We start from the raw sequence: 21,023 nt of genomic DNA, 5'->3' as shown, positions 1-21,023 counted from the left end.
TATGGTTGCTGGTCCACCACCATCGCCGCGATTATGGCGATGGGCCGTGCTGCTTGCGGCTTTTCTTGTCATTGGCGCTTGTGCCACGCTCGCGTTCTGGCCACCCGCTAAGCCGGCGGGCGGTGTTCGGTTTTGGAGCGCGCTCGCCGGCATACCGATTCTCTTCTGGGTGGTGGCTTTCGCAGTGCGCATGTTGTTGCACGCCAATGCCTGCGAGGCGGCGGCTGTGCTGAAGTCAGAGTGCGAAGCCGTGAGCGGGCAGTGGCGCGAGTGGGGTGCGCGGCGCGTCGCGATCATCGGTGCGGCTGTGGTGACGCCGGATGCCGATCTTGTCGAGCGGATTGTCGGCGCGTCCGGCGATACGGAGGCGCATCCGGGCAGTCACCGTCAATTAGAACGTATCGACAGAGATGCCGAGCCAGAAGACCGGCGGACGGCGTTGGTTGCCTCGCTTCTCGAGCCACTAGGGCATGCGCTGATGCGGATTCCGCCAGGTTTGGAGATCGTCGCACCGGCCGTCATCGGTACTACGCGGTGGGACGACGCTCCAGGCATCAGAGATGTACTCGAAGGGTTGAGCGATGGGAAGGTGCGCGGTATGAAGCCAATGCCAGGAACGGACAAGTCGCCGGCCGTTTGCTTTTCTCGGAGTGCTGACGAGCAACGGCCGCAGTGTCAGTTGGTGGTCGCCACGCAGTTGTGGGGCAACGAACTGCCAGGCGAGTTCACGGAAGCAGGGGCGGCCGTGCTGTTGATGCCCGAGGCGATGGCCGAAGCGATGGACATCCGGCCATTGGCGTGGCTGTATCGGCCGATGCCGACCACGGTTGGGACGATTCAGGATGACATCGTGACCATGCAGGCGTCACACCGTGAGCTTCCTGCCGTTTCCAGATTATGGCTGAGCGGCCTGGACCAAGCGGCGATGGATGCCTTGCTCATCCAGTGGTCAGCTGCGAATGACGCGGCCGGCAAGAGGGCGGAGAAGATCGACGCTACTGCCATTGATCAGTTCGTCGGCGTACCGGGGCCGCTGCGGGAGTGGATCGCCTTCGCGATGTCGTGCCACGCCGCATCGCTGTCTGGAGCCGATCAGTGTTGTGCTGCCGGGTACGAGGGAAGGATCACGCTCTCGCGTGTCGCTCAGCCCGAAAATCAGTGCAGTGGATCTTTTGACATGACGCAGGCCGTGGTCGTGAGCTGATCGTCGGCAGGCGATCGCGTTGGCCAACGGCGTTGGCCGTCATGTTTCTTTCATTGAGCGGTTGATAAGCGTGAAAACTGGACGTTTCTGGCTGGTTCTCTTGATCGTAACGAGTGCATTGCTGGCAGCATGCGCCTCCTTGCTGGTCTTCTCAGTTGACGAGGTGGGGTCCTGGCTGCGCGAGCATCGCCAAGCTGTTGTATTCGCGCTCCTTGTTGCAGCTGTTGGCGTACTCATCTATTCGCTCCGCTCGCGAACATTCCGTTTGCGTTTCCGCGAGTTTGTCTCAAGTAATGGAATCGCGCCCAAGGCAATGCAACCTGTGCCGTCGCCAGCATCGGTACAAGCCTTTGAACTGCTGCAATCGCGTCTGCGCGGTGCATACGGCATGCGCTGGCGATATCGCCAGCCGTGGTTATTGCTCATCGGCAACGATGACGTAATTCGCGGCCTGCTTCCCGGCCTTGCCGAAGAGGGTGGGCTGATCACCGCCGATGCGGTGCTGCTATGGGGTAAACGGGGCCACGACGGCCAGCCGGACGTCGCCTGGCTTAAACAGCTCTACAAGCTACGCCGCCGCCGCCCGATCGACGCGGTCATCCTCACCGTCGATGGCGAGTCCGATTTGCCAGCACAACGCCGTGGCACCGACTCCTATAGCATCAGCCTGGCCCGCATCGCCGAAGTCCTGCACTGGTCCGCTCCGGTCTACCTGCTCGATGTCGCGCGGACCGACGCGGCAGCCAACGGCAATACGCCGGTGATCGGCTGTGAGTTGCCGCGTCAAGCGAACGCCGACGCCATCGCGCAGGCACTAGAGTCCCTGCGTGATCGACTGTCGGATCGCAGCATCGAACAACTGATTCACAACAAGCGCGACCGCTATATGGGCGAGCTTTCCGTACGGCTTGACACCCGTGCCAAGGCGCTCGCCGACTGGATCGGCGGCATAGTGAACAACCAGCGCGGGCGCATTGCGCTAAACGGCATCGTATTCGCGCCATATCCCAGCCCTGCTGCGGCCGATGCGAACGGCGAAGCAGGTGCCGAGCTGCCCCTCTGGCAATACCTGGGCGAATCCGCCCGCCGCCAGCCGGGCCGGCGCATCGGCTGGCACCCCGTCACAATGTTCTCCACCATTGCGTTGGCCGCGATCGGTCTGTGGAGCGTCGGCATCCTGATGTCCGCGTTACTGAACGGGCGCGACATACGTGCCGCCCGGCAGACCGTGACCGACATTCAATCAGCCCCCAACGCCGCCGCGCGCCTGCATGCGCTGCTTGCCCTGCAGCAGCAAATCGAGCGCTACGAGACCCGCACCGAGCATCACGCGCCGCTTGCGACTCGCTTCGGCCTGAACCGCGATCCGGCGGTGCTCGACGCTTTGTGGAATCCGTACGCACAGGCCAGCCGTCGGTTGCTCATCGCGCCCATCCAGCAGGACCTGGAAGCATCATTGGTGGATCTCGCGCAAATGCGGACCGACTCGCTGGACGAGCAAACCAGCCGCTGGGCGCTCGGGGGCCACCAGAAGCTCAAGACGTATTTGATGCTCGCCAACCCCGAGCGCGCCGACGCTGCTTTCCTTGCCCCGCAATTGGCGCAGCACTGGTCCACCGACGCGCGCATCACGCCAGGCGAGCAGCAGGATCTCGCCGAACGCCTGCTGAAGTTCTACGCGCAGCACCTGAAGGCCAACCCGGCGTGGCGCATCGAGCCCCGGCCCGAGCTGGTGTCCGGCGCGCGCCAGACCTTGCTGGCGGTGATCGGGGAGCGCAATGCCGAGGACACGGTCTACCAGGGCATCATCAAATCCTTCGACGATAACGGCCGCAGCAAATACCCCGACCAGAACCTGGTATCTCTCACATCAGGCACTGATCCCCGCGGGCTGATGCGCACGGCGGCGATCGTGCCGGGCGTCTTCACCCGCCAGGCCTACGAGGGATATGTCGCTCCCGCGATCGAGACGGCTGCAAAGCGGACAGAGATCGCCAGCGACTGGGTGCTGACCGACGGCAATTCCCAGACGCAACCGACAACAGGCCGCTCCGCCGAAGCGCTGCAGGCGGCTCTGACCGAACAATACTTCACCGACTACGCAGACCGCTGGCAGGGTTTCATGAACAGCTTGCAATGGGAGCCTGCGCCGACGCTGCCAGCCGCGATCGATCAGCTCAAACTGATAGCCGACACCCGCCAGTCGCCGATGATCGCATTGATGAAATCGCTCGAATACCAGGGCGGCGCCGGGGTCCGCAAGGATTCCCTCTCCGACACGCTGGTGGCCAAGGCGCAGGATCTGCTCGGCAAGAAGGCGGCGGGTCCTGAGGCCATCAAGCCGGATACGGCGGGGCCGCTCGGTGTCGCCTTCGGCCCGGTGCTGCGGCTAGTGGGGCAGGGCCAGAGCGCCAATAGCAATCCGGGTGCCAATGGGGATCTGAGCCTGCAACGCTTTCTGGACCGCGCCACGGCGCTGCGCCTGCGCCTGCAGCAGGTCAGCACCAGCGCCGACGCCGACGCGCAGGCCCGGCAGATGGCGCAGGCGCTGTTCCAGGGCAAGGGCTCGGAATTGGCCGACACCCAGGCCTATGCGCAGTTGATGGCAGCGAGCCTCGGCAGCCAATGGGCAGGCATGGGCGAGACGCTGTTCGTGCGACCGATCGCCCAGGCAACGCAGACGGTGCTACAACCCGCGCAAGCGAGCCTGAACGATGCGTGGAGGCAAGGCATTGCGATGACGTGGGGCCGTGCGTTCGCCGGACGCTATCCGTTTGCCGACACAGCGAATGATGCCTCGCTGCCAGAGTTGGCGCGATTCCTGCGCCCGCAGACCGGGCTGATTGCAGCGTTCCTTGGCACGCAACTGGCCGGCGTGCTGGAGTTGCAAGGCGATCAATGGGTGCCCGCTGCTACCGGCGGCCAGGCCCTGGCTTTCGATCCGGCGTTCTTCAAGGCGATCAACACCCTGCAGCGCATCGCCGCCCACATGCTGGCGCAAGGCGAGCCGCAGTATCGCTTCGAACTCAAGCCAATCCCGACGCCGGGACTGACAGACACGCTGCTGACCCTCGACGGGCAGAAGCTGCACTATTACAACCAGCGCGAGACCTGGCAGATGATGGCGTGGCCTGCAAACAATACCCAGGATCTGGGTACCCGCTTGCAATGGCAGACCGAGACGGCCGGTACCAACAAGAGCTATGAGTTCGGCGGCCGCTGGGGCCTGGTGCGCATGCTGGAGCGGGCGCGGATCGAGCCGCTGGACAGTGCGACCTACCAGTTGACCTGGCAGGGGAAGCCGGATACCGGCGTGGACGGAGCGGGGCCGAAGGCTGGTGGCAGCGATAGCGCCGCAGCAGGGCATGAGCAGGACCGCCTCGATCCCGACAGCCTGACCGCACGGCCTGCCAAGCTGCCGCCGGGGGCGGATGTTGCCTATCCATTGAGTTACCAGATGCGCACCGAAGTCGGCCAGGGGCCGCTGGAGATGCTCGCGCTGCGGGGCTTCGTACTGCCGTCGCGCATTTTCAACGGCCGCGAGCCGCAGGCCATCGCGCAGGCCAACCTGGCCACGCGGAAGTAGAGGCAGAAAACACCATGTTCAATAACCTCCTCAATGCGCTCTTCGGTTCCCGCGCCCCCGCGGACCTGGCCCGCTCCACCCAGGCCCGCTGGGAGGCATGGCTGCAACCGATCCGCCCGGATGCTCCGGTCGGCGACGATCCCCGCTACGACGACGACTTCCTCGCGATCAAGGAGGAGGTAGCGAAGCTTTCGGGGATCAACGATACCTTGATCGTCGAGGCCGCCGAGCGCCTGCTGAAGGCGAACGCGAAGGACGTGCGGCTGGCCGTCTACTATGTCTATGGCCGCATGCGCCGCGATGGTGCCGAAGGCATCGCCGATGGCTTCGAGTTGCTCTCCGCACTGATCGACCGCTTTGGCCCGCAGCTGCTGCCCGCCCGTGCCGAGAGCCGCAAGGCCGCGCTCGAATGGCTGGCCGGGGCGACCTTCACCGACCGGCTCGACCGGGTGCAAAACCTCACCGATGCGCCGCTCGAGCGCACCTTGTCGGCGCTCGCGCTGATCCTGGAGCGCACCGCGCAGTGGCCGGAGACGGCACGCCCGGCACTGGATGGACTTTTCCGCCGCTTCGAAGCCCGGCTCGAGTCCCCGTCGGCCACAGTTAGCCCGGGCTCGGGTGAACCAACAAGACCTTACCCACTCCCGCCGTCATCGTCCCTGCCCGCAGCCGGCGAGGTGGCGTCTGTGCGCGATCTGCTGGACCGCGCGCGGCAGATGGCGTTCTTCCTGCGCGAACAGCCTCAAGGCTATCTCTGCGCCTACCGCCTGATGCGTTGCGTGCGCTGGGATACGCTGACCGACGTGCCGCCGCATGAGGCGAGCGGCAAGACCCGGCTAGCGGCGCCGCGCGCCGAATTGCGCGCCCAGCTGAAGCGCCTGCTGCTGCAAAGGCAATGGCCGGAACTGCTTGACCGCGTCGAGCAGGCCTTCGCCGAAGGGGCTAACCACTTCTGGCTGGACTTGCAGTACTACGCCTTCACCGCGCAGGACCAGGCGGGCGGCGAGTACACCCGTGTGCGTGATTTGCTGGCGACCGACTGTGCGCTGATGCTCGAACGCTTGCCTGGTCTCGAGCAACTGGCCTTCACGGATGGCACACCGTTCGCGGATGACGCCACGCTCCAGTGGATTGCGCGTTACGCCACCGTTCGCGATGTCGAACGCGGCGAGGCCATGGCGCCGGTTTCGGTTGCATCCGCCAGCACGGACTGGGCGGAGACCGAAGCCCAGGCAAGGGATCTCGCCGCTCAGCAAAGCCTTGAAGCCGCCCTGGCGTGGCTGCAAGCCTTGCCGGTCCAGGACGGCGAGCGCGACCGCTACGTCCGGCAACTTGTGATGGCGCGTGTCGCCGAGCGGTCTGGCCGGACGGATACGGCCTTGCATCTGCTGTCTGCCCTCGACCAGTCCGCCCGGCGCTATCAACTGTCCGCGTGGGAGCCGGCGCTCGCATTCGAAGCCAAGCAGCACCAACTGCGACTGCTGAAGATGCGCATGACCCGCAAGGATACGGACAAGATGGCGCTGGCTCAGCGCATCGACACCCTGGCAGGCGAACTCACCGCCATTGACCCGGCCCGCGCCGTGGCGCTCGTCCAGATGGCGAGCCAACTATCTGCCTTATGAACCATCCCACCCAAGACAACGAGATCCTGCGCTACTACGAGGCAGAAATGCGCTACCTGCGAGAGGCCGGCAAGGAGTTTGCCCAGGCCTTTCCGGACCGCGCGCGGATGCTCAATATCGACCGCATCGGTGAGCGCGATCCCCACGTAGAGCGATTGTTCGAGGGCTTCGCCTTCCTGATGGGGCGGCTGCGCCATAAGCTCGACGACGAACTGCCGGAACTGACCGAAGGGCTGGTCAGCATGCTGTGGCCGCATTACCTGCGCATGATTCCATCGCTGTCGATCCTTGAATTGATCCCGGACGGCGCGTCGCTGCAGCGGCACGAGACGCTGCCAGCAGGGCTGGAAGTCACGTCCGATCCGATTGCATTGGGCCCCCGGCCGGGCGACGGTGGCGACAGTGTCGAGTGCATCTACCGGACCACGCAAGCGGTCGACCTGTACCCGTTGCGGCTGACCGAGGCCAATGCCTACGCGCGCGAGGATGGCCGTTCCGTGATCCGGCTGCGACTTGCGCTGCAAACACAAGGGCGCCGCGAGCCGTGGGCCGTGCCGCGTCTGCGCATCTACCTCCATGCGGACCGTCCTCTGGCACTGGCGCTCTATGCGGCGCTCACCGCCAAGCCGCTGGCCGTGCAGGTGCGCGTCCCAGGTTACCCTGCCGACCGGCCCGGCACGCCTCGGCCGATGGCGGATCTGCACCTTGAGCCTGCGGGATTCGCAGCCGAGGAGCGCTTATGGCCGAAGCCCGACAACGCTTTTGGCGGCTATCAGCTGCTGCTGGAGTATTTCACCTTCCCCGAGAAGTTCATGTTTGTCGACCTGGTGGGGCTCGACATGGACGCCATTCCGCAAGACGCGGCGCATTTCGACGTAGAAGTGGTTCTGGCCAGGCCGTTTCCGGACGACATGCGTTTCTCGGCCGAGAATGTGCGGCTCTTCTGCACACCGATCATCAATCTTTTCCAACTCGAAGCGGACCCGATCACCGTTACCCACTTCGAGACCGAATACCGTGTGCGGGCAATGGAGCGGCACGGGCGGCACGTAGAGGCCTATTCGGTTGACACCGTGCGGGGCTTCGAGGCCGGCAACGGCAGGCGTTTCGAGTACGCGCCGTTTGCCGCCTTCCGCCACCGGGGCGGCATGCTGCGCCACGAGATGCCTGAGCGCTATTTCCACACCCGCGTGCGCCGCGGTCCATCGGGCCGGTTCGACACGTGGGTCGTGCTAGGCGGCCACGCCTGGGACCAGCAGCAGTCGCTGCCCGAAGAGACGCTGTCGCTGTCGGTCACCGGCACCAACGGCATGCTGCCGCGCAAGGGCCTGCGCGAAGCTGGCATCACCCGCATGCGCGGAGGCTTTGCCAAGATCGGCGCAGTGCGCAACCTGACCGCACCGACCCTGCCGGTCTATCCGCCCACCGGCGACCGCTTCCACTGGCGCGTGCTGTCGCACCTGGCGCCGAATTATCTTTCATTGCTCGACGCCGAGGTCTTGCGCGGCAGCCTGGCGCTGTATGACTGGACCGACGGGGAACTGAACCGCAGGCGTATCGATGCCATCTCGGACGTGCGGCACCGGCCGCTGCAGAAGCTCGTCAAGGGCGGATTGCTGCGCGGCGTGGAAATCGAGGTGACGCTGGACAGTAGCCGCTTTGCGGGCGCGGGCGACGTAGAACTGTTTGGAGACATGCTCAATCGCTTCCTGTCGCTGTACGCCGCGGTGAATCTCTATACCCGGTTGGTGATCGTGTCGCAACCAGAAGGGAAGCGTTTGACATGGCCCGATACCAAGGCAGACGGAGCGCCGTTTTGAACGCGCCGGATCTGACCACGCCATCCCCGCAGGCAGGCGCCTTGTTGCCGGCGTTGCTCGCCGCCGCGCCACAGATGAACTTCTTCCGATTCTGCGAGCTGATCGAGCTGTCCGCGCCGCACCGCCCGCCGCTTGGCACGACCGATTCCCCGGCCAACGAACCGGTGCGTTTTCGCTCGCAAGGGGGATTGGGTTTTCCTGGGCGCGAGATTCAATCGGTTGAGCGCGACAGTGACTTCCCCGCTATGCCCCCCGTGGTTCGGACGACTTTCCTCGGCTTGTATGGCGTCGACGCACGCATGCCGTCCTACTTCGTGGACGAGATTGCACAGCGCCGCGATGGCGCGGAGCCGCTGGCGGCTTTCCTCGATCTGTTCCATCACCGCATCGTCACGCAGTTCTACCGCGTCGCGCGCAAGTATCGCTATCCGGTGGGCTTCCGGCCGGGCGGGCAGGATGAGGTTTCGCGCTATCTGCTAGGACTGTTGGGGCTGGGCTTCGGTGAGCAGGATCGAGTCCAGCAGACCGTCGATCCGCGCAAGTTGCTGTCGATGCTTGGCCTCGCCAGCCAGCGCACGCGTACTGCGGAAGGATTGGCCGGCGTGCTTCGGCACGCTGTGCCGGATGCGCACGTCGCGGTGGAGGAATTCCACCCCGTGTGGGTGCGGCTCGATGCCAGCGGGCGTATGCCGCTCGGCGAGAACTGTGTGCTGGGACGTGGTTTCTACGATCGCGCGAATGCCGTGCGCGTGGTGATCACGCCGCAGACGCGCGAATCAGTTCTGGACCTGATGCAGGGCCGGGCCATGCACCGGGAAGTGATGGCGCTGCTGTGCTTCTATCTCGGCTATGCCGCGCATGCGCATCTGGAGATGCAGGTGAGGCCGGCGCTGATGCCAGTTCCGGCCTTGAACTCGGACCAGGTAAGCCTGGGGTACACCACGCAACTCGCACGCCGTGCGAAAACAGACGCCAATGACGCGGGAAGCGACTTAGAGAAAATAACGCGCGTGCAACTCGGCATCTGGAATGGGCGCAGCTCGCAATAGCTGCACGCAGGTGCGAGCCTGCAAAACAATAACCGGATTAACGTTGAGGATAAAGACGATGAGGCGACAGCTTCAGCACGGCGCCGCACTGCTGCTTGCCACCCTTGTAGCCGGTTGCGGCGTGGGGCAGGCGGTGAAGGACAGCACGGTGGAGGCGGCAAAATGGGCTTTTACAACCCAGGTCAAGACCATGAATCTCGACCTCGTCAGCCGGTCGTCGTTGAATCCAAACGGCGGCGGACGATCGTTGTCGACGGTGGTCAGGTTCTATCAGCTGAAGAACGCGCAGGCCTTTGAACAGCTCAGCTATGAACAGCTTCAGGCCGCCGACCTCGAACTGCTGAAGCCAGACCTGTTGGCGGTCAAGGATGTGGTGCTCCGGCCGGGCACTGCGGTGAGCATCAGCGAGCCCATGAAGAATGACACCGAGTATGTCGGTGTGGTCGCGTTGTTTCGGGAAGCCGGAAAGGATGCCGTGTGGAAACTCGCGATCCCGAAAGCGCAGTGGAAGAAGACAGACCCGATGAAGATTGAAGTCCGGGACAACAAGCTCGAACTGGGCGGGTCGGAGTCCATCAAGCGGACGGCTCCTCAGCAGAGTTGAATCCAGGTCACACGTAGACTTCAAATATCCGCCCGCTCGCACCACGCCACTACCGCATCCCGAAAATCCTGGCATATCGGCGACAGATAGCCCTCTGCACGCCAGAAGATCTCCAGCTCGTGCTGCCAGGCCATGCCGGGGCCTTCGATGGCCTCAAGCCCTTGCCCTTCTGCCTGCTTGAGGATGCGTGGCGGCATGATGCCGAGCAGGTCCGAATGGCGCAGCAATTCGCCGAATGCAACCGGCGATGCCGTGCTTTCCACGGCAACGCGCGGCGGCGGCAGGCCCACGGCCGTGAAGCGTTCCTCAAGCCATTGCCGCAGGTAGAGCGAACTCGCGGGCACGGCCCAGCGTTCTTCAGTCAGGTCCGCCAGCGTGTGGAACCGCGCTCGGCGTGGGTGCTCGCTGCGCGCCACGATCTGCATCGTCAGCGGGCCTAGCGGCAATCCACATACCTCTTCGGGAACGATGGTGGGGCGCGCGGCCAGGATCAGGTCGACGTCGCCGTTCTGCAGCACCGCCAGCAAGCGGGCGCTCAGGTGGGTCTCGATCGAAAACACGGCCAGCGGCCGGCTCACAAAGAACTGCGCCAGCAACGGCGAGAGCAACGAAGGCACCAGGTACGGGATGGCCCCGATTCGCACCGTGCCGGATTTGGCCACGCGCTGCTCGGCCAGTTCCTGCCGCATGTCGCTGGCGGCCAGCGAGATCCGCCGCGCATGCGCATGCACGGTCTTGCCCACGCTCGTCAGCACGAGCCCGCGCGGGGCGCGCTCGAACAGCGGCATGCCGGCCTCCGCCTCCAGCCGCGCTAGTGTCTTGGACAGGCCGGACTGCGTCACGCCCAGCGCGGTGGCGGCGCGGTGCAGGTTGGCATGCTGGGTCACTACCAGGAAGGCTTCCAGGTCCTCGAATCGCATCGCGTTGGTTTGGAGAGGGCGCAAGAGTCGGTCGGGGCATTGTATAGCAGCCGTTGGCGGGCCATTCCTGCCGGGAATCGCGTCGGTACTGGCGGGAATCGCGCGAGCCCGACGGCTGCCATAGACTGCGGCCAAGGCGCTGACAGTCGATGCACAAGAAGATCAGGCGCCATACACAGGAGACAAGCCAATGCAGAACCAATCCGCCGCACGCGGCGCGCGCCTGCGTGCCGCCTTGCTGGGCATCATGCTGAGTGCCGTGGCGGCAACCGCCGCCATGGCTGCAGACACCGACGCGTATCCATCGCGGCCACTGACGATCGTGGTCCCGTCCGTGGCCGGCAACGTCAACGATGCCGTGGCAAGGCTGATCGGACAGGAGTTGACGAAGACCTGGGGCCAGCCCGTGATCGTCGAGAACAAGCCCGGCGCGGGCACTACCACGGGCACCAAGTATGTCGCCCGCGCGGACAAGGACGGCTATACCGTGCTGCTGACGTTCACCGCGCACGTACAGAACCCGTCGCTGTACCAGCGCATCGGCTATGACCCGATCGCCGATTTTGCGCCGGTGAGCGAGGTGGCCGTTTCCTACACCGTGCTGGCGGTGTGGTCGGATTTCCCGGCGCGCACGCTGAAAGATGTGGTGGCACTCGTGAAGGCCAATCCGGGCAAGTATCCATATGGCTCCTATGGGGCCGGCACTACCGGCCACATTCTTGGCGAACTCTTCAAGCGGGAGGCCGGGCTGGACATGACCCATGTGGCATACAAGGGTGGCGCGCCGCTGGTCACGGATCTGGCCGCAGGGCATGTGAAGATCGGGCTGGTGCCGGTCGGCACAGCCATGTCGCTGTTGCAAAGCGGCAAGATCATCCCCATCGCGCTGGCTGGCGCCGAGCGTTCGGCGCTGCTGCCCAACGTGCCGACGTTCCGCGAGGCCGGCTACAAGGGCTTCGAGCCCGATGCGTGGATGGGCCTGATGTTCCCGGCAGGCGTGCCCAAGGCGCGTGTGGATGCGCTGTCGCGCGAGGTCGCGCGCATCGTGCGGATGCCGGAGGTGTCGAAGCGCATGAAGGACCTGAACCTGGTGCCGGTCGGCAATTCGCCGGAAGCGTTTGCCGCGGTCATGAAGAGTGACCAGGAGAAATGGAGCCGCATCATTCGCGATGTCGGCATCGCGATGGAATGAGGGAGGCTTGAGCACGGAATGAGCGATTACCTTGGACTGGTGTGCTCCCGCTGGTGTCACTGGAGCGAGCTGGAACTGCAGCGTATCGAACGGCGCCCCCTGGCGCCTGGCCAGGTTCGCATCCGCGTGCGGCACGCGGGCGTGGGCTTTGCGCTGAGCCTGTTCGTATCAGGCAAATACCAGCGCAAGCCGCCGCTGCCGTTCACGCCGGGCACGGAGGCCGCGGGGGAGATCATCGAAGTGGCGCCCGACGTGACGCGCCTGCGGCCCGGCCAGCGCGTGGCCGCCGCGCTGGACTGGGGCGGGTTCGCGCAGGAAGTGGTGACCACTGCCGATACCGTGTACCCGGTGCCCGATGAACTGGACCTGGCCAGCGCCGCGGCATTGCCCATCACCTATGGCACCGTCTGGGCCGCGCTCGCGTGGCGCGCCGCGCTCCAGCCGGGGGACACCATGCTCGTGCACGGCGCGAGCGGCTCGCTCGGGACGGCAGCGGTGCACGTGGGCCGCCTGATGGGCGCGCGTGTCATCGCCACGGCCAGCACCGACGCCAAGCGCGAAGCTGCCGTGCGCAATGGCGCCGCCCATGCGTTGCCATCCGATCCGCAGTCGCTGGCAGCCGAAGTCAAGGCGCTGTGCCCGCCAGCAGGCGTCGATGTGGTGTTCGACCCGGTCGGCGGCGATCTCTTCGATGCCTCGTTGCGTTGCGCGGCACCTGGCGCGCGCCTGCTGTCGATCGGCTACGCGAGCGGGCGGATTCCCGAGGTGCCCGCCAACCTGCTGCTGGTCAAGAACCTGTCGATGATCGGCTTCAACTACGGCTACTACATCGGCTGGGGCCTGACGGATGAGCGCAGCCGGTTCGCGCCACAAGTGCAGGAGGTGGTGGGCAGGATCATGCAGGCCGTGGCGCAAGGCGAGATGCCGAAGCCGGTGCTGCAGCACTTCGGCCTGCACCAGTGGCTCGAAGCCGTCGACACCACCATGTCGCGCCGCGCGATCGGCAAGGTCATGCTCGACATGCCCTGATGCGACGGCACAAGCAGCGAAAAGATAAACGGGAGACCGACATGAACAAAGCCCCCGCGGCAACCTCCGCGCCGGATGACGAGCCGATGCTCGCCGGCCTCACCGTGCTGGACCTGAGCCAGGGCATTGCCGGCCCGTACTGCGGCCTGATCCTGCGCCAGCAGGGCGCGCGCGTGATCAAGGTCGAGCCGCCCGCCGGAGACTGGGGCCGCCAGATGGGCCGCGCGCGCGAAGGGATGACGGCGATCGCCATTGCGTACAACGCCGGCAAGGAAAGCGTGGTGCTCGATACGCGCATCGAAGCAGGCAAAGTCGCACTGCGCAAGTTGGCCGAGCAGGCCGACGTGGTCATCCAGAACTATCGCCCCGGCGTGGCCGAGCGCATGGGCGTGGGCTATGAGGCGCTGGCCGCGCACAACCCGGCGCTAGTCTACGTCTCGATCAGTGGCTACGGGCAGGACGGTCCGCTGGCCGCGTTGCCAGCCGTCGATACCACCATCCAGGCCTTCAGCGGCCTGATGCACGTGAATCGTGACGCGGCCGGCCAGCCGCGCCGCATTGGCTTTTTCCTGGTGGACCTGAGCACGGGCCTGTACGCGGCGCAGCATGCGTCGGCGGCGCTGTTCCGCGCGGGGCGCGGCGGCAAGGGGCGCCACGTGAAGATGTCGTTGCTGGAGGCGAGCGCGGCATTGCAGTCCTACCTGATGCTCGACGATGCCATGTTCCCGGACGCCGAGATGGCCGCCGCCAACGCACCCACGGGCTTGTTCCAGGCCGCGGATGGTGCGCTCTATGTGAGCATGCTCAACGACGCCATGTTCGTGAGGCTGGCTACTGTGCTCGGTTTCGACGACTGGCTCGCCGATTCAAGCCTGCGCACCAGCGCGGGCCGCCTGCCGCGCGCGGCCGAACTGTGCCAGCGTCTGGCCGCCGCGCTGTTAGGCCAGCCGCTGTCGTACTGGGAGTCGGTCTTTACCGAAAACGATGTGTTGTTCGGACGCGTCGGGCATCCGCGCGAGATGCTCGGGAGCGAACATTGCGCGCAGGCGGGCGTGTTCGGCAATGTGGAACAGGCAGGGCTGGGCCAGTTGCCGTGGGCGAACCTGCCTGGCCTGGCGGGCACCGCGCGGCCGCATGGCCCGGCTCCGCTGCTAGGGCAGCACACGGCGTCGGTGCTTGCCGAGTTCGGGCTTGTTGCCTGACGGGCCAGGGCTGAGGGGGCTGTCGTCAGCACTGGGACAGCGTATCGGCCAGCCATTCGATCACCGGCCGGAAGCGCGACGCCCCACGGAATTCGGTGGGGTAGGCCAGCCAGATCTCGCGCATGACCTCGGGCACTTCGCGCAGCAGCCGCAACCCCGCATCGCCGTGGGCGACATAGTGCGGCAGCAAGGCGGTCCCGAGGCCCGCACGCACGGCCTCACGCACCGCCAGCAGGTTGTTGGAGTGAAAGGCGATGCGGCGCTTCGCGCCATGCGGCCAGGTGGCCTCGGGAATGCCATAGCCTTCATCGAGCAGCGCGCATAGCGGCGTGCTGTCGTCCATCTGAATGGTGGCCGAGCCATAGAGTCCGAACCGCACCGTGCCGACGCGCTGCGCCACGATATCGTCTTCCTGCGGTCGTGCAAGCCGCACGGCGAGATGCGCATGCCGCCGCGCCAGGCTGGCCCGGCGGTCATCGAGTTCGAGGCGGACAACGATGTCGGGATTGGCCGCGTACAGCCCCGGCAGGCGCGGAATCAGGAAATGGCTGCCCAGCGCGGCCGTCGCGGCCACGCGCACCACGCCGGACGTGCCGCTACCCGTACCCTCAAGCTCGCGCATCAGGCGGTTGGCCGATTGCTCCATCTGCCGCGCCGCCGTCAGCGCGTTGCGGCCCGCCGAGGTCAGTTCGAAGGCGCCTTCGGCGCGTGTGGCAACGGGCTTGCCCAACGCGGTTTCCAGTCGTCGAATGCGCCGGATGGCCGTGGCATGCGTGATATCGAGCTCGCGCGCGCAGGCGGAGTAGCTGCCGGCGCGAATCAGCGTGGACAAGGTCAGCAGGTCGTCCCACGAGACTGTACGTTTTTGCACAGCGGCTGTGTGTGAGTGGGTAATTGGCGCACAGCATAGCGTGGTCTACGATGCCTGCACAACTCACTCAACCGGAGAATCCGCGATGTCTGCTACTACCCCCGTTACGCTGCTCGATGCCGTCGGCGCCAGCCGCAAGCCGTCTGCCTGGGAGGACGCCGTGCTGATCCTGGTGGATCACCAGCGCGAATACACCGACGGCGTGCTGCCGCTGGTCGGGATGCCGGAGGCCGTGGCCGCTTGCGCCGACCTGTTGGCGCTGGCGCGGCAGCACGGTACGCCGGTGATCCACGTCATGCATCACGGCAAGGGCAGGGGCGCCTTCGATCCGGCGGGACCCTATGTGTCGTTCATCGAAGGACTCACGCCGCAGGCGGAGGAGCACACTGTGGTCAAGCACCTGCCGAACAGCTTTGCCGGCACGGACCTGGCCGCGCGGCTTGCGCAGTTGGGCCGCAAGGAACTGATCGTGGCCGGATTCCAGACCCACATGTGCATCAGCGCGACGGTGCGTTCGGCGCTCGATCATGGCTATCGCGTCACGCTGGTGGCCAATGCCTGTGCCACGCGCGACTTGCCCGATCCGCTCGGTGGCGAGCCGCTTGGCGCGGCGCAATTGCACCGTGCCACGCTGGCGGCCTTGCATGACCGCTTTGCGACGGTGGTGCCGGACGTATCGGCCTGGAAAGCTTGATTCCGTAAAGGCGAGCCACAAAACAAAAACGGACGGTGCCGAAGTGGCGACCGTCCGTGTTTGCGTTGTGCGTTGGTAGGCTCGATTGGACTCGAACCAACGACCCCCACCATGTCAAGGTGGTGCTCTAACCAGCTGAGCTACGAGCCTAGCGAAGCCGCAGATTATAGAGATGCCTTCGCGGCGGTGCAAGTGTTTCGGAAATGTTTTTATTTAACCGGTGATGCGGTCCCGCAGCTCGCGCTTGAGCACCTTGCCGATGGCGCTGCGGGGCAGGCTGTCGACGACATGCAGCGCGCTCAGCCGCTGGGTCTTGCCAAGGCGTTCGTTGGCCCAGTCGAGCACCGTTTGCGCCGTGTCGCCGTGCCCCTCGCGCAGCGCGATAAAGCCGACCGGCGTCTCGCCCCAGCGCTCCGACGGCACGCCGACCACGGAGACATCCAGCACCGCGTCATGCGTGCGCACCACGGCCTCGATATCGCTCGGGTAGATGTTGAAGCCGCCCGAGATGATCACGTCTTTCATGCGGTCCATCAGCACCAGGAAGCCGTCTTCGTCGAAGCGGCCGATATCGCCCGTGCGGATAAAGCGGTTGCCCTCGGCGTCATGCCATTCCACCTCGGCCGACTTGGCCGGCAGGTTGTGGTAGCCGTTCATCATCGCACCCGAGCGGCCGACGACTTCGCCGGTGCTGCCAGGCGGCAGTTCCTTGCCGTCTTCGTCGATGATGCGCACGTCCGCGCCCGTTGCCGGACGTCCGACCGTGTGCAGCTTGTCGGGGAACTCGTCGGCGGCCAGCATGCAGCCGCCACCGCCTTCGGTCATGCCATACAGCTCCATCAGCTTGCCAGGCCAGCGGCGCAGCACTTCAGCCTTGAGGGCGGCGCTGAACGGCGCGCTCGTGCAGAACTTGCGCCGGAAGCTCGACAGGTCGTACTTGTCGAAGTCCGGGTGGGCCATCAGGCGCTGGTATTGCACCGGCACGAGCATGGTGTGCGTGGCGCGATGCCGCTGGGCCAGTTCCAGGTACTTGCCGGCGTCGAACTTCGGCATCAGCACGGCCGTGCCGCCCAGGCCGATCGTCGGAAAGAAGCTTGCAAGCGTGGTGTTTGAATAGAGTGGCGTGGAGAGCAGCGTGATGGCGTCGGTGCCGTACCCCGTCATCGCGCCGCGTGACACGTGCGCCCAGCGCATGCCGTGCGACTGGACGATGCCCTTGGGCATGCCCGTCGTACCGGACGAATAGATGATGTTGAGCGGCAGTTCCGGCCATACTTCCGGCTCCGTGAATGGCGCTCCCGCCGGTGCCAGCCAGGCCTGGAAAGGCTGGCCCGCGGCGCTGTTGTCCAGCGTCACGATGCGCGTGGCGCCAAGCTGCGGCAGCACGGGCTGCAGGGCGGCGGCTACCGCGGCATCGACGAACAAGATGCCGGCCCCCGCATCGGCCACCATGTCGGCCAGGCTTTGCGCAGTGGAAGAGGGCGCGAGCGGTGCGACGACTACGCCGGCACGGATAGCGCCGAGATACACCGCGGCATATTCGATAGAAGAGGTCGCGCAGATCGAGATCGCGCCGCCGGGCTGCACGCCGTCGCGCTGGAGCGCGGCGCCGATGCGGGTCATGATGGCATCGAGTTCGCCATAAGACATCGATTGCTCGCCCTGCACAAGGGCGGCATGCGCGGGATGGCTCGCAGCGTGGCCGCGCACAAGCGTGGACATGCTGGTGAAAGGGCGTTGCATCGGGGAGGTGTCGGTCATGGCAGGCAGGCCGGTGGAAGTTGTTCTTCCACCGGCGATGAGGGAATTCAGTTCGGAGAGCTTACTGCACCTGGGCGCCGGAGTCCTTCACGACCTTGCTCCAGCGCGTGATCTCGGCGTCGATGTGCGTGCGCAGCGCGTCAGGCGTCGAGCCCACCGGTTCATAGCCATTGGAGGCGAGATTGGCCTTTAGCTCCGGCTCCTTCAATACCGTCGCAATCTCGCGGCTGAGGCGGTCGACCACCGGAGCCGGCGTGCCGGCCGGTGCCAGCACGGCATACCAGCCGGTGATGTTGATGCCCGGCACGCCAGCCTCGGCCAGCGTCGGCACATCGGGCGCGATGGCCGCGCGCTTCGCCCCGGTCACCGCAAGCGCGCGCACCTTGCCGGCGCGCACGTGCGGCAGCGTGGTCGAGATGCTGTCGAAGGTAAGCTGGACTTCGCCCGACAGCATCGCCGTCACGACCTGTGCGCTGCCTTTGTACGGCACGTGGGTCATCTTGATGCCGGTCACCGAATCGAACAGTTCGCCCGCAAGGTGCCCCGTGTTGCCGTTGCCGGCCGAGGCAAACGTGAGTTTGCCCGGCGACGCCTTGGCTTCGGCAATCAGCTCCGGCACCGTGTTGGCACGCAGCGAACTGCTGCCGGCCAGGATCATCGGCAGGTTGGCTACCAGCGAAACCGGCGCGAAATCCTTGCGCGTGTCATACGGCAGCTTCGGATACAGGCTGGCATTGATCGCATGTGCGGCCAGCACCATGATCAGCGTGTTGCCGTCGGGTTTGGCGCGCGCCAGCATCTGCGTGGCGATGGTGCCGCCGGCGCCGGGGCGGTAGTCGAGCACCACGGGCTGCCCCAGGCGCTCCTGGAGGCGCGCGGCCACCGGGCGCGCGAGCAGGTCGGCGCTGCCGCCGGGCGGATAGGGAATCAGCAGTTGGATCGGACGGGAAGGCCAGGTTTCTGCCTTGGCCAGGCCGGCGTGGCCAAGCGTGGCGGCCGCGGCGAAAGCCAGGCCGGTTGCCAGCAACCAGGCGCGGCGCCGCGTGCCGGCGCGCGAAAACGTGTTCATCGCTGTCTCCTTCGGTGTTTTTGTGCCGGCTGGTGCCGGAGCATCCTCTCGCGTGGCGGCTGGGACACTTATGTGGGGAAACCTTAAATCGCGCGCGCGAACAGGGGAATTCCGAAATGGCAAAGGCAGGCTTCTGCAACGCGTTGCTTATCCGAAATCTTCGTGATTAGGGAGATTTTTGTGTTGAATTCGTTCGATCAAGCGCAATCTCTGTGATCAGGGAGATTTCTTGCTTCTGCCGGCGCGGCAACCTAAAATCTTTGCAATCAAGGAGATTCTTATGCAATTCCAGCTTGGCGGTGCCGCCGACATCGGTGCTGTCGTACGTGCCTCCCGGAAGGCACACGGCATGCGACAAGACGACGCCGCTGGCGCGATCGGCGTCAGCGAGAACTTTATGGTCCGCGTCGAAAACGGCGCTGAGGGGATCCAGTGGGGCAAGTTGTTCCAGGTGCTGAGCGGATTGGGCATCCGCATCGTGGTGGACGTGCCGGAGGCCGCTTTCCCGCTGGTCGACGCCGAGCGCGACAAGCTGCGGCATCGCCAGGCCCGCAGCCGCCGGCGCCGGGCTTCGGCGGAAACGGAGGCTGCAGCAAAGGACGGGCATGGCTGATCGTGTACTGGTGGCGAGCATCAACGGCGCGCCGGTGGGCACGCTGCGCGATGAGCAGGACGTCTGGTCATTCGAATACACCTCCGGCTGGCTGGAGGATCCGCAAGGCTTTCCCCTGAGCCCGGTGCTGCCATTGCAGACCGGTCGGCAAATCGACGGCAGCAGCGTGCGTCCGGTCCAGTGGTACTTCGACAATCTGCTGCCCGAAGAGGGCCAGCGCGTCTTGCTGGCCCGTGACGCAGGCATCCGTAACGAAGCGGACGCCTTCGCCTTGCTGGCGTGGTATGGCGCGGAATCGGCCGGCTCGCTGACGTTGCTGCCGCCAGGCAAGTCCTTGCAGCAGGCGCCGGCGCTGCGCCCGTTGCCGGACGCCGAACTCGATGCGCGCATCCGCAATCTGCCGAGCGTTCCGCTGACGCACGATGCGCTCAAACGCATGTCGCTGGCGGGCGCCCAGCACAAGCTGGCGGTAGTGCTGCAAGATGGCCAGCTGTATGAACCCGGTGCGGACACGCCATCGACGCATATCCTCAAGCCGACGCATCAGGAAAACACGTTCTATCCGCACTCGGTCGCGAACGAGTGGTTCGTGATGTCACTGGCCGCCCGGCTGAAGCTCGACGTGCCGGCCGTGCACCGGCGGTATGTGCCGTCCCCCGTCTACCTGGTCGATCGCTTCGACCGTCGCCATCTTCCGCAGGGCTGGCGGCGGCTGCACGCCATCGACGCATGCCAGTTGCTGAACCTCTCGCGCGCGTTCAAGTACGACCAGGGCAGCGTCGAAAGGCTCGCGGAGCTGGCCGCGCTATGCCGTGCGCCGGCAATGGCGCGGGCACGGCTGTTCGACTGGCTGGTCTTCAATATCCTGACTGGCAATTCCGACGCGCATCTGAAGAACCTGAGCTTTCTGGTTTCCGGCGAGGGCATTGCGCTGGCGCCGTTCTATGACCTGCTGAGCGAAGCGGCGTACGGTACGCTCACTTACGACAAGACTGGCTGGCCGGACGGACACCGGTTTGCGTGGCCGGTGCTGGGCGTCGAATTCTATGGCGACTTTTCGCGTGCGCTGGTGCTTGAGGCCGGACGCGTGATGGGGCTGGCGGCGGCGACCGCGGAGCGTCGCCTCGATGTCATGCTGAAGGGCATCGGGCCCGCCGTCGAAGGGCTCTATGCGCAGGCGGAACAGGAAAACGCCGCCATGGCAGCGAGGGATCCGGCACTGCGTGGCGGGCTGGCTGGTGAACTGGCCTGCTTGCGGGTGATTCGCTTCACGGTGATCGGCGACATGTTGAGAGCGCTGTCGCGGTGAAGGTTGCGGCATATGATTGTTTGGAGCTCTTCACAAGGTGCCGAACATGACGATTGACTACTTTGCAGAAAACAATCCCGCAACACGAATGCTACCGCGCTCGCTGGCGACGAAGGCCGGTGACTTTGTCTATGTATCCGGGCAAGTGGCAAGGGTGGAAGACGGTACTCTTGTCGTCGGCGGGATTGAAGTACAAACGCGCCAGACCTTGCACAACGTTGCCAGTGTTCTGGCACTGGCAGGTTGCACGCTCAACGACGTCGTCAAGACAACGGTGTGGCTCGAAGACCCGAGCGACTTCGAGGGATTCAATCGCATCTACGGCGAGTTCTTTCCGGGAGGCAAGCCGGCACGTTCGACATTGCAGGGCAGGAATATGGCAGGCACCAAGATAGAAGTTGAGGCTATTGCCTTTAACCCTGATTCTCCGTGAACGGGATCGAGGTCATGGATCGAGACTTGCACCCCGGCAGCG

17 protein-coding genes and 1 tRNA gene are annotated in these 21,023 nt (G+C 65.3%); 13 read left to right on the top strand and 5 right to left on the bottom strand.

Annotated elements, in window-relative coordinates; translation table 11 throughout:
- The first annotated feature begins 46 nt into the window (after positions 1–46).
- From ACIGJB_RS09245 to tssJ, 6 genes are all read left to right on the top strand, one after another.
- Entirely contained in the window at positions 47–1,204 is a 1,158-nt protein-coding gene (locus ACIGJB_RS09245; protein WP_483729576.1) for a hypothetical protein, read from the top strand.
- 19 nt (positions 1,205–1,223) lie between these two features.
- On the top strand, positions 1,224–4,790 hold the full coding sequence (locus ACIGJB_RS09240) for an ImcF-related family protein (protein ID WP_483729575.1): 3,567 nt from the start codon (positions 1,224–1,226) through the stop codon (positions 4,788–4,790).
- Between the two features lie 14 nt (positions 4,791–4,804).
- On the top strand, positions 4,805–6,415 hold the full coding sequence (gene tssA, locus ACIGJB_RS09235; RefSeq protein WP_483729574.1) for a type VI secretion system protein TssA: 1,611 nt from the start codon (positions 4,805–4,807) through the stop codon (positions 6,413–6,415).
- The gene (tssF, locus tag ACIGJB_RS09230) at positions 6,412–8,235 is read left to right on the top strand and encodes a type VI secretion system baseplate subunit TssF (RefSeq protein ID WP_483729573.1); all 1,824 of its coding nucleotides are present in this window, start codon (positions 6,412–6,414) and stop codon (positions 8,233–8,235) included. The genes tssA and tssF overlap by 4 nt, the downstream gene beginning before the upstream one ends.
- Positions 8,236–8,309: 74 nt before the next feature.
- The gene (gene tssG, locus ACIGJB_RS09225; protein WP_483732298.1) at positions 8,310–9,284 is read left to right on the top strand and encodes a type VI secretion system baseplate subunit TssG; all 975 of its coding nucleotides are present in this window, start codon (positions 8,310–8,312) and stop codon (positions 9,282–9,284) included.
- A 58-nt stretch (positions 9,285–9,342) separates the two neighbouring features.
- Positions 9,343–9,888 carry a type VI secretion system lipoprotein TssJ gene (tssJ, locus tag ACIGJB_RS09220; RefSeq protein WP_483729572.1) on the top strand — a complete coding sequence of 182 codons (546 nt, stop codon included), beginning with the start codon at positions 9,343–9,345 and terminating at the stop codon, positions 9,886–9,888.
- A gap of 20 nt (positions 9,889–9,908) precedes the next feature.
- On the opposite strand, the gene ACIGJB_RS09215 is transcribed toward tssJ, so the two are convergent.
- Positions 9,909–10,808: a LysR family transcriptional regulator gene (locus tag ACIGJB_RS09215; RefSeq protein ID WP_483732297.1), complete on the bottom strand. Its 900-nt coding sequence runs from the start codon at positions 10,806–10,808 to the stop codon at positions 9,909–9,911.
- A gap of 190 nt (positions 10,809–10,998) precedes the next feature.
- Between ACIGJB_RS09215 and ACIGJB_RS09210 the strand changes: the two genes are divergently transcribed.
- The 3 genes from ACIGJB_RS09210 to ACIGJB_RS09200 are packed head-to-tail and all read left to right on the top strand — an operon-like array spanning position 10,999 to position 14,231.
- Positions 10,999–12,000 (top strand): Bug family tripartite tricarboxylate transporter substrate binding protein, encoded by a 1,002-nt coding sequence (locus ACIGJB_RS09210; protein WP_483729571.1) that lies wholly within the window; start codon positions 10,999–11,001, stop codon positions 11,998–12,000.
- 18 nt (positions 12,001–12,018) lie between these two features.
- On the top strand, positions 12,019–13,029 hold the full coding sequence (locus ACIGJB_RS09205; RefSeq protein ID WP_483729570.1) for an NADPH:quinone oxidoreductase family protein: 1,011 nt from the start codon (positions 12,019–12,021) through the stop codon (positions 13,027–13,029).
- A gap of 41 nt (positions 13,030–13,070) precedes the next feature.
- Positions 13,071–14,231, top strand: a complete 1,161-nt coding sequence (locus tag ACIGJB_RS09200; protein WP_483729569.1) for a CaiB/BaiF CoA transferase family protein — start codon at positions 13,071–13,073, stop codon at positions 14,229–14,231.
- A 25-nt stretch (positions 14,232–14,256) separates the two neighbouring features.
- Here ACIGJB_RS09200 and ACIGJB_RS09195 read toward each other — a convergent pair whose 3' ends face one another.
- The gene (locus tag ACIGJB_RS09195; RefSeq protein WP_483729568.1) at positions 14,257–15,102 is read right to left on the bottom strand and encodes a LysR family transcriptional regulator; all 846 of its coding nucleotides are present in this window, start codon (positions 15,100–15,102) and stop codon (positions 14,257–14,259) included.
- Between the two features lie 85 nt (positions 15,103–15,187).
- On the opposite strand from ACIGJB_RS09195, the gene ACIGJB_RS09190 reads away from it, so the two are divergent.
- Positions 15,188–15,796: a cysteine hydrolase family protein gene (locus tag ACIGJB_RS09190; protein ID WP_483729567.1), complete on the top strand. Its 609-nt coding sequence runs from the start codon at positions 15,188–15,190 to the stop codon at positions 15,794–15,796.
- Positions 15,797–15,869: 73 nt separating this feature from the next.
- On the opposite strand, the gene ACIGJB_RS09185 is transcribed toward ACIGJB_RS09190, so the two are convergent.
- The 3 genes from ACIGJB_RS09185 to ACIGJB_RS09175 all read right to left on the bottom strand — a co-directional run bounded on the left by ACIGJB_RS09185 (position 15,870) and on the right by ACIGJB_RS09175 (position 18,626).
- A tRNA-Val gene (locus ACIGJB_RS09185) sits at positions 15,870–15,946 on the bottom strand.
- Positions 15,947–16,009: 63 nt separating this feature from the next.
- A complete protein-coding gene (locus tag ACIGJB_RS09180) occupies positions 16,010–17,557 on the bottom strand; it encodes a class I adenylate-forming enzyme family protein (RefSeq protein WP_483729566.1) in 1,548 nt (515 codons plus the stop codon).
- A 61-nt stretch (positions 17,558–17,618) separates the two neighbouring features.
- Positions 17,619–18,626: a tripartite tricarboxylate transporter substrate binding protein gene (locus tag ACIGJB_RS09175; protein WP_483729565.1), complete on the bottom strand. Its 1,008-nt coding sequence runs from the start codon at positions 18,624–18,626 to the stop codon at positions 17,619–17,621.
- A 280-nt stretch (positions 18,627–18,906) separates the two neighbouring features.
- Here ACIGJB_RS09175 and ACIGJB_RS09170 point away from each other — a divergent pair, with 280 nt between their 5' ends.
- Genes ACIGJB_RS09170 through ACIGJB_RS09160 form a run of 3 tightly spaced genes read left to right on the top strand, consistent with a single transcriptional unit; the run spans position 18,907 to position 20,981 of the window.
- Entirely contained in the window at positions 18,907–19,239 is a 333-nt protein-coding gene (locus ACIGJB_RS09170; protein ID WP_483729564.1) for a helix-turn-helix domain-containing protein, read from the top strand.
- Positions 19,232–20,548: a HipA domain-containing protein gene (locus tag ACIGJB_RS09165; protein WP_483729563.1), complete on the top strand. Its 1,317-nt coding sequence runs from the start codon at positions 19,232–19,234 to the stop codon at positions 20,546–20,548. Before ACIGJB_RS09170 ends, ACIGJB_RS09165 begins: the two co-directional genes overlap by 8 nt.
- Positions 20,549–20,594: 46 nt before the next feature.
- Positions 20,595–20,981, top strand: coding sequence for a RidA family protein (locus tag ACIGJB_RS09160; RefSeq protein WP_483729562.1), 387 nt, complete (start codon positions 20,595–20,597; stop codon positions 20,979–20,981).
- Positions 20,982–21,023: the final 42 nt, after the last annotated feature.

It is taken from the genome of Cupriavidus sp. C2SS-8b, assembly GCF_057073745.1.
The sequence above is the reverse complement of the archived record's forward strand: the minus strand, read 5'-3'. Positions and strand labels throughout refer to the sequence as shown.

Excerpts from the sequence above, each read along its gene's own strand:
- tssA (WP_483729574.1), top strand. The coding sequence starts at position 4,805 with ATGTTCAATAACCTCCTCAATGCGCTCTTCGGTTCCCGCGCCCCCGCG.
- tssF (WP_483729573.1), top strand. The coding sequence starts at position 6,412 with ATGAACCATCCCACCCAAGACAACGAGATCCTGCGCTACTACGAGGCA.
- tssG (WP_483732298.1), top strand. The coding sequence starts at position 8,310 with ATGAACTTCTTCCGATTCTGCGAGCTGATCGAGCTGTCCGCGCCGCAC.
- tssJ (WP_483729572.1), top strand. The coding sequence starts at position 9,343 with ATGAGGCGACAGCTTCAGCACGGCGCCGCACTGCTGCTTGCCACCCTT.
- ACIGJB_RS09215 (WP_483732297.1), bottom strand. The coding sequence starts at position 10,808 with ATGCGATTCGAGGACCTGGAAGCCTTCCTGGTAGTGACCCAGCATGCC.
- ACIGJB_RS09210 (WP_483729571.1), top strand. The coding sequence starts at position 10,999 with ATGCAGAACCAATCCGCCGCACGCGGCGCGCGCCTGCGTGCCGCCTTG.
- ACIGJB_RS09205 (WP_483729570.1), top strand. The coding sequence starts at position 12,019 with ATGAGCGATTACCTTGGACTGGTGTGCTCCCGCTGGTGTCACTGGAGC.
- ACIGJB_RS09200 (WP_483729569.1), top strand. The coding sequence starts at position 13,071 with ATGAACAAAGCCCCCGCGGCAACCTCCGCGCCGGATGACGAGCCGATG.
- ACIGJB_RS09190 (WP_483729567.1), top strand. The coding sequence starts at position 15,188 with ATGTCTGCTACTACCCCCGTTACGCTGCTCGATGCCGTCGGCGCCAGC.
- ACIGJB_RS09180 (WP_483729566.1), bottom strand. The coding sequence starts at position 17,557 with ATGACCGACACCTCCCCGATGCAACGCCCTTTCACCAGCATGTCCACG.
- ACIGJB_RS09175 (WP_483729565.1), bottom strand. The coding sequence starts at position 18,626 with ATGAACACGTTTTCGCGCGCCGGCACGCGGCGCCGCGCCTGGTTGCTG.
- ACIGJB_RS09170 (WP_483729564.1), top strand. The coding sequence starts at position 18,907 with ATGCAATTCCAGCTTGGCGGTGCCGCCGACATCGGTGCTGTCGTACGT.
- ACIGJB_RS09165 (WP_483729563.1), top strand. The coding sequence starts at position 19,232 with ATGGCTGATCGTGTACTGGTGGCGAGCATCAACGGCGCGCCGGTGGGC.
- ACIGJB_RS09160 (WP_483729562.1), top strand. The coding sequence starts at position 20,595 with ATGACGATTGACTACTTTGCAGAAAACAATCCCGCAACACGAATGCTA.